Raw genomic sequence first — 7,565 nt, 5'->3', positions numbered from 1 at the left:
GCCCTCGGCGGCAGAACGCCGGAGGAGGTCCATACGGCCTGCGACGGCATCGACATGGCGGCGTAACGCACACCAGAACCAAGCTTAGCAAAGCCGCCAATCTGTCCGCCAAACCGGGACCACCTCACACCTTTCACGGGATCGGCGCGCGCATCCTGCGGGACTATGCCGGCGAGATCGGCCTCAATCCGCAGTTCACCATCCACGATCGCGAGGACTCGGCCGATCTGATGAACCTCGCGCGGCATGAGCTCGGCTTCTCGAAGATGGAGAGCCGGTTTCCGGCGAAGGGAACGTGCCTCTCGATCTATTCGCGCGCCGTCAATGCGGAAGCACCGCTCCAGGAGGTCCTGCGGTCGAACTATCCCTGGGCGGCGGAATGGGAAGGGCAGCTTCGGGAGCTGTTCGCGGCCTATGTCGAGGCCAAGCAGGCGCAGAACGTCCTCGATTACGACGATCTGCTGCTCTACTGGGCACAGGCCATGAGCGATGTCTCGCTCGCCGACGAGATCGGCGGTCGATGGGATCACGTTCTGGTGGACGAATATCAGGACACCAACCGCCTGCAGGCGACGATCCTCGCCGGGCTCAAGCCGGCCGGGCGCGGCCTGACGGTGGTCGGCGACGATGCGCAGGCGATCTATTCCTTCCGCGCCGCCACGGTGCGCAACATCCTCGACTTCCCGAACGCCTTCTCGCCGGCGGCGGAGGTCATCACGCTCGACCGCAATTATCGTTCGAGCAAGCCGATCCTCGCGGCCGCCAACGGCGTGATCGATCTGGCGCGCGAGCGCTTTACCAAGAACCTCTGGAGCGATCGAGAGTCCGTCGAGCGGCCCCGCCTCGTCACGGTGCGCGACGAGGCCGATCAGGCGCGCTTCATTGCCGCGGAGGTCATCGAAAACCGCGAAACCGGCCAGCGCCTGAAGGACCAGGCGGTTCTCTTCCGGACAAGCCACCATAGCGGCCCGCTCGAGGTCGAGCTGACCCGCCGCAACATCCCGTTCAAGAAGTTCGGCGGGCTCAAATTCCTCGACAGCGCGCATGTGAAGGATGTGCTCGCCGCCCTGCGCTTCGCGGAGAATCCACGCGACCGCGTTGCTGGCTTCCGGATCATGCACCTCCTACCGGGTGTCGGCCCCTCGACGGCGGCGGGCGCGCTCGACGCCATGGCGGAGGCGAACGACCCGATCACGGCGCTCGGCGAGCACCCCTGCCCTCCCCGCGCCGCGGCGGACTGGCCGGCGTTCGTCGGCATGCTGCAGGACCTGCGCTCCCGCGTGGCCGGATGGCCGGCCGAGATCGCGCAGGTCCGGGCCTGGTACGAACCGCATCTCGAACGCATCCACGAGGATTTCGAGATGCGCCGCGCCGACCTCGTGCAGCTTGAGGACATCGCCGCAGGCTACCCCTCGCGAGAGCGCTTCCTGACCGAGCTGACGCTCGACCCACCCGACGCCACCTCCGGCCAGGCCGGGGTTCCGCTGCTCGACGAGGACTATCTGATCCTGTCGACCATCCATTCGGCCAAGGGGCAAGAATGGAAATCGGTCTTCGTGCTCAACACGGTCGACGGCTGCATCCCCTCCGACCTCGGCGCCGGCACCTCGGATGAGATCGAGGAGGAGCGGCGGCTGCTCTATGTCGCCATGACCCGCGCGAAGGACAGCCTCAATCTCATCGTGCCGCAGCGCTTCTTCACCCACGGACAGTCCGCGACGGGCGACCGCCACGTCTACGCCTCGCGCACGCGCTTCATTCCGGCGTCGCTTCTGACATATTTCGAGCGGCGGTCATGGCCGGTTTCCCCAGGAACCGATGGCGAAGGCGCCGGGCAGCCACGCCAGGTCCGCATCGATGTCGGCGCGCGCATGCGTGGCATGTGGAGATAGGAGGCCCGGCGGTGTGCAATCTCTACAATCTGACCACCACCCGGGACGCCGTGGTGCAATTCACCAAAGCCTTCCGTGACAAGGCCGGCTGGAACGAGCCGTCGCGCGACATGTATCCCAACACGCTGGCGCCGATCGTGCGGGTCGGAGAGGACGGGCACCGGGAGATCGTCAGCGCCACATGGGGGATGCCGACGCCGCCCGACTACATCAAGGGCAATTACGATCCCGGCATCACCAACATCCGTAACATCAACTCCCCGCATTGGCGCCGCTGGTTGGGGCCAACGAGCCGCTGCGTCGTGCCCTTCACGTCCTTCGCGGAGCCGGATCCAGCGAGCAAGGTTCCGGGCGGCCGAACGCCGAACGCATGGTTCGCCCGCAACCAGGATCGGCCGCTGATGTTCTTCGCCGGGTTCTGGACACCCTGGAAGGGCGTCAAGAAGGTGCGCGACGGCGAGCGCGAGTTCGAGCTCTACGGCTTCCTGACGACGTCGCCGAACGGAATCGTCAAGCCGATCCACCTGAAGGCCATGCCCGCGATCCTGACGACACCCGAGGAGGTCGATCTCTGGCTGACCGGAGACTGGGCCGACGTGAAGCATCTCCAGCGGCCGCTCCCCGACGACCTGCTCGTCCTCGTGGAGGCGCCGCTGAAGCTTGAGGACGGGTCGACGTGACGGGGGGCACGCTGACCCAAGGCACCGCAGCCGCGCGGCCCGCGCCGGCACCGGAGGTCGTCCCCGCCGATCCATCTCTATCGGACATCGGTTCCGACGGGCCGCTCTCGCCGGCGACGCGGAAGATCATCCATGTCGACATGGATGCCTTCTATGCCTCGGTCGAACAGCGCGACCATCCGGAGTTGCGGGGCAAGCCGGTCGCGGTCGGAGGCGCGGCCGCCCGCGGCGTCGTCGCCGCAGCGAGCTATGAGGCCCGCGCCTATGGCGTCCGCTCGGCGATGCCTTCCGTCACCGCCAGGCGAAAATGCCCGGAGCTGATCTTTGTGCCGCCGCGGTTCGACGTGTATCGCGCCGTTTCCGCGCGGATCCGGGAGATCTTCGCCGAGCACACCGATCTGATCGAACCCCTTTCGTTGGACGAAGCCTATCTCGATGTCACGGACAACAAGCACGGCCTACCGATCGCGACGGAGATCGCCCGGCTGATCCGCGCGCGGATCAAGGAGGTGACGGGTCTCAATGCCTCGGCCGGCATCTCCTATTGCAAGTTCCTCGCGAAAATGGCGAGCGACCTCAACAAGCCGAACGGGCAAGCGGTGATCACGCCACGCATGGGACCGGGTTTTGTCGCCGACCTGCCGGTGAAGAAGTTCCATGGTGTCGGGCCGGCGACAGCGGCGAAGATGCAGCGGCTCGGTATCGAAACCGGCGCGGATCTCAAGGCGAAGCCCCTGACCTTCTTGCAGGATCATTTCGGCAAATCGGGGCTCTGGTATTATCGCATCGCACGCGGGATCGATGAGCGCCCCGTGCAGCCAGATCGGCCGCGCAAGTCCATTGGCGCCGAGGACACCTTCGTGGTGGACATCCTCGAGCTGGAGCCCGCTCGGGCGGAGCTGCGCGCCCTGATTTCCAAGGTCTGGCGGCACTGCGAGACAAAGGGCGCGCGCGGGCGCACCGTCACCCTGAAGGTCAAGTTCGCCGACTTCCACCAGCTCACGCGGAGCCGAACCCTGGCGCACCCTCCCGAGAACGTCGCCGAGGTCGAGGCCATCTGTGACGCCTTGCTCGATCAGGTCTATCCGTTCCGCAAAGGGGTCCGCCTGCTCGGCGTGACACTGTCCGCCCTTGGTCACAAGCAGGACGGCCAACCGCTGGGAGATCAGCTCCCCCTGCTGTAGGCGGGGTCGAAGCCCTGGCCGAGGATCTGCGCACCGTGCTGCGCCTCGCCGCCGGCCTGCTTACGACGCGCATTGCGGCGCACGCGAGCGATTGCATACGACTTGAACCCGGCAGCTTCCGCAACGCGCTGGAGGAAGGCGGTGTGATCTCGGCTCACCATCTCCACACACATATCCAGCACCTTCGCAATGTCCTTTCGGCTGATCTCATCCCCATCCGCCAGCTTGAAACGGCGAGCGCGGGCCTCGATCGCCCGCGCCTTCGCAGGAGAAAGCGTAGCACGGCGCGCACGCTCACCCAGATCTTTAGCCGTGAATCGCAAGTCCGGATCCAGCTTGTAAATGCAGCTGATGACGAAGCGCTGGCGAGCAGGGGCTACTTTCAGCTGAGCTTCCAGACACTCCTTGAGCCTCTGCTTAGCGACGGCTGCGGCTTCCTCAGCTTCCAGATCGACTTCAGGCGCAGGGATCAGCTCGATATCGTCGCCGAACGGGATCGCAAGGTTACGATCCCGGCGAAACCCATTGGCGACCACAGGGATCCAGCTAGCTACCCACTCCGCAACGGACAGGCCCTCCACCCCGTCCCGATAGACGGCAGGGACCAGCGGAGTGCCGGCGTTGGCAGGCCTCGGGACGAGGTCATCGAAGCTCGCCCCGTCGACGCCGAACGCGATCAGAATGCTGACCAGGCAGCTGGAAATTGCCTGATCCACCACCATCTCGGCCTTATGCTTCAGATCCCACGGCACCTGCCGCAGGAGGTGCGGCCGGGCACGCGTGACGGCGAGCTCGACGAAAAGAGACACGGCGGTAGCGTGATCCGAGAGCCGCCGCGCCGCGATCATTTCGGCAAGCCGAGCGTCATCGGACCCATGGCGCAGATGCGCAGGTAGTTTGATGCCGGTGGCGGGCATGTTCCCTCCTCGAAGTTAGCGCTCCGTCTGGCCAATGCGACCAGACTAATTGCGCCTATCCCAAGTCGTAGGAGCCGCCGCGTTAACCGGCGCAACGCTGGCACCAACAACAACGAGCATAAGAGCCAGAATAAGGGTCTTCATTTCGTCTGCTCCGCCTCGAATTTCCGAAATACATCACCAAAAAGACGCTCGAACTCTTCAGGCTCCCTGAGGCGCCGATAGTCGATATCGCTATCGATGTACGTCCAGAACTCCGGCTCATGATGCCAGCCGGGACACTCTTGCGTCATCTGTTCCACAATGGTCCGCACGGCTTCGGCATCGCCGTCCCCCGCCCGCCATTCGCACACCGCGATCCACATCAGGTAGGGGAGAAACCAGCCAGGATTGAGGTCACAAGCATGCCGTGCCGCCTGCTCTGCCTCGTCGAACCGCTTCAAATCGCGCAGTGCGTGAGACTGGTTCACCAGAGCCTTGGCCTGGTGGAGTTTTGCGGCAGCCTCCGCACGATGGAAAAACTCCAGAGCATCATCTAACTGGTGCAACCCGAGCCTGAGATGGCCGAGGCCGTTCAAAGCCACAGGGTCCTGCTCAAGGGCATCGCCGGGCTGCTGCTCAAGAAGATCTGCCGCCTCCTGAAACTTGCCGCTGTCCCTCAGCCCCTCAACTTGCTGGAGGACGTCCTCGGAGACACGGCCGCGGCGCGGAAGGGTTCTCTTCCCCGCTCGCCAAGTCATTGCCTGAATGCGTTCCTGGATCGACGTCATGTGCTTGCGCTCCCGCGTACACACATATGGCGACCCTTATGACATTCAACCAAGTTAGCCGACCCGCAACAACTTGGTGTTACTTCTGAATTTGAGCTGAAGGCCGCCCGCATTCCGATTGCCAGGGCTTAAGGGGGCAAGGTCGAGGACGATGAGCCCGACCTGCAGCGCCCACCCTCAAGGGGGCGTCAGGCAACCCTTCGCAATGGCCAAGGAGGCCCTGCAGCAATGACCATTCGCCGCAAGTTTATGATTTTGGGAGCCGCGGCTCTGATGATGGCTGGCTTGGGATTGGCATATGAAGCCTATCGCCAGCACAACATCCGCCTGTCGGAAGAGCCTTCTCGCATTGCCGGGGACATCAAGATCCCTATGCACGACAGCCTCCTCGCCCTGCGTGCGGACATCCCGCTTTCCCTGATCCGCGACGCCGCGAACCAGGCGATCCCGGCGGAATATCGGTTCGGCGGCAACGGCCCGGACGTGGGCGGTACCATCAATCCGGGCGGTTGGAACATCGTGAGGATCAATGTGAAGGCAGGTACCCGGTATGAGGGCACGGTCCGACGTGCCGGCGACCTGACGGTGAGCGGCTCGGGCCGCACGGTGATCGTCGCGTTGCCGATCGAGATTAGCGGCAACGGCGGGTTGCGTGGCGACGGGGCGCGAATGCTCGGCCTCAATGCGAAGAATTTCCGCGCGGCTCTCATCATCCGGGCACGCGTGACCATCGACATCAATCCGGACTGGACGCCGGCCGTGACGATCGTGCCGGAGCTCGAATGGACTGAAAACCCGAAGGTCGAAGTCGTGAGCCGGGCCTGGATCGACATCCGCAGCCACGTCGAGGGTCCGATGCGCGCGCAGCTCGATGCGATGGCGGCAAAGATCCGGGCTGCGATCTCCCCCGATGTCATCAAGCGTGAGATCGAGAAGGCGTGGCGTGTCTACCCGATGCCGGTTGGCACCGCCGGCTCTGTGACGGCTTGGGCGCACCTGATGCCGGTTGAAATCGGGACCAGCGGCATCGTGGTCGCGGACAACCACATCCGTATGGGTGTGTCGCTGAAGGCGCGCACCGATATCTCGACTGACGCCACCCCGAAGGTGGTGCTGCCTCCGCTGCCGGCCCTTGCCCGAACACCGGCGGAACCCGGCCGCCTCAGCATCGCAGCCGCCGTTCGTCTGGACTATGGCGTGTTGCGTGCAGCGGTGCTGGCTGAAGTCGCGGGCAAGGAGTTCTCGGCGGACGTCCCGGGTGGCAGGGCTACGGTGATCGTCAAAGACGTCGTTCTCTATCCGTCTGCCGAGAACATGGCGGTCGGCCTGTCGTTCGAGGCCCGGCTGCCTGGTCATCTGTTCGATGTCACCGGCAAGTTGTTCCTAGTCGGCAAGCCTGTCGTTGTGAACGACGGCACGGTGGTTCAGTTGGCAGGTGTTCGCTTCGCTCGCCAGCTCGACAATCCGCTCTGGAACATCGTCAGCGTGATCTTCGAGGATCAGATCAAACACACAATCGCGAATGGCGCGCGCGCCGATCTCGCACCGGAGATCGCGAGGCAGGTTGCCGCACTTAAGGCGGGAGTGACGGACCCGTCGAAGACGCAGGGCGTGAAGGTGACCATCCGCGACGTCAAAGCGGTCGTCAATTCGATCGTCCCGGAGGCCGAAGACATCGCTGCCCTGATCCGGGTGGATGTTGGCATCGACACAGAGTTGACGGCTCTGCGCGAGGCTAAGACCGGCAAGGCGTCCTGACTTCAACTCACATCCGATGGAGCTCATCATGTTCGCATCCGTCACGAGGCGCGCCTTGCTCGCCACATCAGCGATGCTGTTGTTAGCCAGTAACGCTGGCGCAACAGACTACAAGTTCCGCATCAGCTGCCAGTCGCGAAGCTCGGTCATCCAGTGGAGTACCGGCGCCATCGACCCCGGCAGGGAGTTTTTGCGGGTAACGACCGGCCTGAAAAATCCTAACTGCAGTGTCGGCGACTACAATCCGACCTTTGACGCGGGTCTGCCAGTCGAGAAACTGAGCGATATGGAGGCTGTCATTCAAGGGAGCCTCCCCATAATCGGCCTCATTCTTCTTGGTCTTTCCGGGCGAGGCTGAGTCTCC

Annotated in this window: 7 protein-coding genes; 5 read left to right on the top strand and 2 right to left on the bottom strand. The window is 64.1% G+C overall.

Annotated elements, in window-relative coordinates; genetic code table 11:
* From K9U40_RS12005 to dinB, 3 genes are all read left to right on the top strand, one after another.
* The coding region (locus K9U40_RS12005; protein WP_282890433.1) for an ATP-dependent helicase at positions 1-1,892 on the top strand (1,892 nt) is incomplete at its 5' end.
* Positions 1,893-1,903: 11 nt separating this feature from the next.
* A complete protein-coding gene (locus K9U40_RS12000) occupies positions 1,904-2,572 on the top strand; it encodes an SOS response-associated peptidase (RefSeq protein WP_282890432.1) in 669 nt (222 codons plus the stop codon).
* 140 nt (positions 2,573-2,712) lie between these two features.
* The gene (gene dinB, locus K9U40_RS11995; protein WP_282890435.1) at positions 2,713-3,756 is read left to right on the top strand and encodes a DNA polymerase IV; all 1,044 of its coding nucleotides are present in this window, start codon (positions 2,713-2,715) and stop codon (positions 3,754-3,756) included.
* On the opposite strand, the gene K9U40_RS11990 is transcribed toward dinB, so the two are convergent.
* Positions 3,738-4,673 (bottom strand): hypothetical protein, encoded by a 936-nt coding sequence (locus tag K9U40_RS11990; RefSeq protein WP_282890431.1) that lies wholly within the window; start codon positions 4,671-4,673, stop codon positions 3,738-3,740. The genes dinB and K9U40_RS11990 overlap by 19 nt on opposite strands.
* 140 nt (positions 4,674-4,813) lie before the next feature.
* On the bottom strand, positions 4,814-5,443 hold the full coding sequence (locus K9U40_RS11985) for a hypothetical protein (RefSeq protein ID WP_282890430.1): 630 nt from the start codon (positions 5,441-5,443) through the stop codon (positions 4,814-4,816).
* A gap of 228 nt (positions 5,444-5,671) precedes the next feature.
* Here K9U40_RS11985 and K9U40_RS11980 point away from each other — a divergent pair, with 228 nt between their 5' ends.
* On the top strand, positions 5,672-7,201 hold the full coding sequence (locus K9U40_RS11980; RefSeq protein ID WP_282890429.1) for a DUF4403 family protein: 1,530 nt from the start codon (positions 5,672-5,674) through the stop codon (positions 7,199-7,201).
* Between the two features lie 28 nt (positions 7,202-7,229).
* Entirely contained in the window at positions 7,230-7,559 is a 330-nt protein-coding gene (locus K9U40_RS11975; protein ID WP_282890428.1) for a hypothetical protein, read from the top strand.
* The last annotated feature ends 6 nt before the right edge of the window (positions 7,560-7,565 follow it).

Origin of the sequence: Xanthobacter autotrophicus (assembly GCF_030015065.1) — a bacterium.
In the GTDB taxonomy this organism is placed as follows: Bacteria; Pseudomonadota; Alphaproteobacteria; order Rhizobiales; family Xanthobacteraceae; genus Xanthobacter; species Xanthobacter autotrophicus_D.
This window is presented reverse-complemented; position numbering and strand designations above follow the sequence as displayed.

Coding starts and splice junctions, on each gene's coding strand:
- K9U40_RS11975 (WP_282890428.1), top strand. CDS start 7,230: ATGTTCGCATCCGTCACGAGGCGCGCCTTGCTCGCCACATCAGCGATG.
- dinB (WP_282890435.1), top strand. CDS start 2,713: ATGGATGCCTTCTATGCCTCGGTCGAACAGCGCGACCATCCGGAGTTG.
- K9U40_RS11985 (WP_282890430.1), bottom strand. CDS start 5,443: ATGACGTCGATCCAGGAACGCATTCAGGCAATGACTTGGCGAGCGGGG.
- K9U40_RS11980 (WP_282890429.1), top strand. CDS start 5,672: ATGACCATTCGCCGCAAGTTTATGATTTTGGGAGCCGCGGCTCTGATG.
- K9U40_RS11990 (WP_282890431.1), bottom strand. CDS start 4,673: ATGCCCGCCACCGGCATCAAACTACCTGCGCATCTGCGCCATGGGTCC.